Source organism: Rhodoblastus sp., assembly GCF_052145335.1.
Classification (GTDB): domain Bacteria; phylum Pseudomonadota; class Alphaproteobacteria; order Rhizobiales; family Beijerinckiaceae; genus Rhodoblastus.
Map to the genome: position 1 here is coordinate 1 of NZ_JBKQOU010000312.1, position 2597 is coordinate 2597.

Here is a 2597-nt window from a genome sequence, read left to right on the forward strand (position 1 = left end):
GCCAATAAAACAGTCTCGTCAATGATATTGGTAAAAAACAAGTTACTGGCATAACGGCCGGCCGAACGTTTTAGCTTGATAAATACAAATGACAAAAAGCATGGCATTGTGCGAAGATATTCATGCAAATTATTAATTTGGCGTATAAATAATATTGAAATATATTGTGATAATTGCTATATTATATTTACGAAATATGCAGACAGGAAGTATAGGGGTTTCTTCCGCTCCAGCACCGAACCGGGACAATAAAGGCGATGAGACGGGTGATGCCGTCAGCCGACAGACCGGGGATGATGAGACAAGTCTGGTCGAAACGGCGGAATTTGGACAAACCGCGATAGGTGTCCATCTAAACGGCCCCGTGCTCAACTGAGCGAAAGGCACTACTATAAAGAGGACGAGTCCGTCTTGTGTATTTGACGCTCGTCCCGCGCCTCTTGGTCGCTATGACTGGCTGGGATGGCGTGTGCTTCAATCCAAAATTGATAACCGTTTTGTCTCATCCTCGGATGAGCAGAGAGAGGCCGCAATATGCTGGTGTTCGGGAAACCGCCAGCCGGGAATAGACCCCCTACGTGGCCAAGTCAGGCATGTGGTAAGCGGGACATGAAACAAAGCCCCCAACCATTTTCTCTCACCCTTGCGCCAGAATTTTCACAAGAACTTCTGTCTGGCGCAGGGGGGAGAAAGACATATGGGTCACGAACTTGAAACAAGCATTAAGGGCAGAAAGAGCTTTCAAGAAAACATTTCCGAAAGGAACGAGATTGGTTTTCGAGCCAAAGCGAGAAAACGAATCGAGTGAGTGAGGAAATAGGACTCGGACGAAGGACGAGGCCTCGAAATGAGTTAGGTTATTATATTTCTATTGAAAAAGGCGGGATGATATTGTTTTCCGCATATCCATTGGAATTGACAGAACGAATTTCGATTGCGTGAGCTGCCTGGCGCGTCAATGAAACGCCAAATCCCTTCTTGGATTTAAGGCGAATTGCGTCCAGATTTTGCCGTCGACGTATAAAACTAGAAATCGAGTTCTGTTTTCCGCGGACGGGCGAGGGCGTCTTTGCGTCGGCTTGGATCACACCGATCGCGTGTTGGCGCGGGCTTTGCACGTGGAAGCTGTGCTCTCATCGCAAGCCCAGTTTGATCCATCATACGCGGCCACGCTCCGTCCGATGCCGTGCCGCGCATAGAAGTTGACCGGAGTCGAATCTTAAGCTGACCTTCCCACTCGCCTGCGATGGTCTCATCGTGACCCTGAGCGGCCGGTCGCCAACCTCGTCCTCTAACAGGCTGCTGAAAAAGGCTTCCGCTTAAGCCAGGTTCGTGATTCCCTCGCTTTGTGAAAAGGAGCGAGGAATGCGCGGGACGGATGAGCGGTCTGGAACGTTTTTCAGCTATGTGGATCTGGAATCGCGGGTGCGGTCCGATCATCCGCTGCGCTCGATCCGGGCGATCGTCAACGACGCGCTGGCGACATTGGCGCCCGATTTCGTCTCGCTTTATTCGAAGATTGGCCGTCCCTCGATCGCGCCGGAGCGGTTGTTGCGCGCCATGTTGCTGCAAGCCTTCTATTCCGTGCGCTCCGAGCGCCAACTGATGGAGCGTCTCGACACGGACCTGCTGTTTCGCTGGTTTGTTGGCTTGGCCATCGACGACAAGGTCTGGGACGCCACCGTGTTTTCGAAAAACCGCGACCGCCTGCTCGAAGGCGCGATTGCGGCGAAGTTTCTCGCCGCCGTGCTGAGCCAACCGCGGGTCAAGAAGCTGATGTCAAGTGACCACTTTTCTGTCGACGGCACGCTGATCGAGGCCTGGGCCTCCATGAAGAGCTTCAGGCCGAAAGACGGTTCGGGCGACGAGCCGCCGCCCGGCTCGGGGCGCAACGCCGAGGTCGACTTCAAGGGCCAGAAGCGCTCGAACGAAACGCACGCCTCGACGACCGATCCCGAAGCAAAGCTTTATCGCAAAGGCCCGGGCATGGAGGCCAAGCTCGCCTATCTCGGCCACGCCTTGATGGAGAACCGGTCCTGCCTGATCGTCAATGCCTGCCTGACGCCCGCCGATGGGCATGGCGAGCGCAATGCGGCGCTGGCGATGATCGAGCCGCTCGCCAACCGTCCCACCGGGATCACGCTCGGCGCCGACAAAGGCTATGATGCGCGCGTCTTCGTCAACGAACTGCGCGCGATGAATGTGCGCCCGCATGTGACGCAAAACACCAGCGGACGGCGCTCCGCTATCGATGGACGAACCACGCGCCATGCCGGATACGCGGTCAGCCAGCGCATCCGAAAACGCATCGAGGAGGCGTTCGGTTGGATGAAGACCGTCGCCGGCCAGCGCAAGACGCGGTTTCGCGGCGCCGAGCGCGTCGCCTGGTCCTTCGCCTTCGCCGCCGCCGCCTATAATCTCGTGCGGCTGCCCAAACTCATCGCGGCGTCGCCATGAGCGCGCCGGCGGACTGCCAGCTCCTCGGTCGCTGGCGCATTGTCGAGGCCGACCTTTGGGATCGCGACCATCTCGATCTCTGTGGACCGGCGACCATCACGATCGGCGCAGAAGGAGGCGGTGAAATCGCCTTCGGCGCA

2 protein-coding genes are annotated in these 2597 nt (G+C 56.4%); one reads left to right on the forward strand and one right to left on the reverse strand.

From position 1 onward, the window contains the following. Nucleotides 1-187 precede the first annotated feature (187 nt). The gene (locus ACLP2E_RS19060; RefSeq protein ID WP_442466822.1) at nt 188-352 is read right to left on the reverse strand and encodes a hypothetical protein; all 165 of its coding nucleotides are present in this window, start codon (nt 350-352) and stop codon (nt 188-190) included. 1013 nt (nt 353-1365) lie between these two features. Here ACLP2E_RS19060 and ACLP2E_RS19065 point away from each other — a divergent pair. Continuing rightward, nucleotides 1366-2457: an IS5 family transposase gene (locus ACLP2E_RS19065; RefSeq protein WP_442466823.1), complete on the forward strand. Its 1092-nt coding sequence runs from the start codon at nt 1366-1368 to the stop codon at nt 2455-2457. Nucleotides 2458-2597 lie beyond the last annotated feature (140 nt).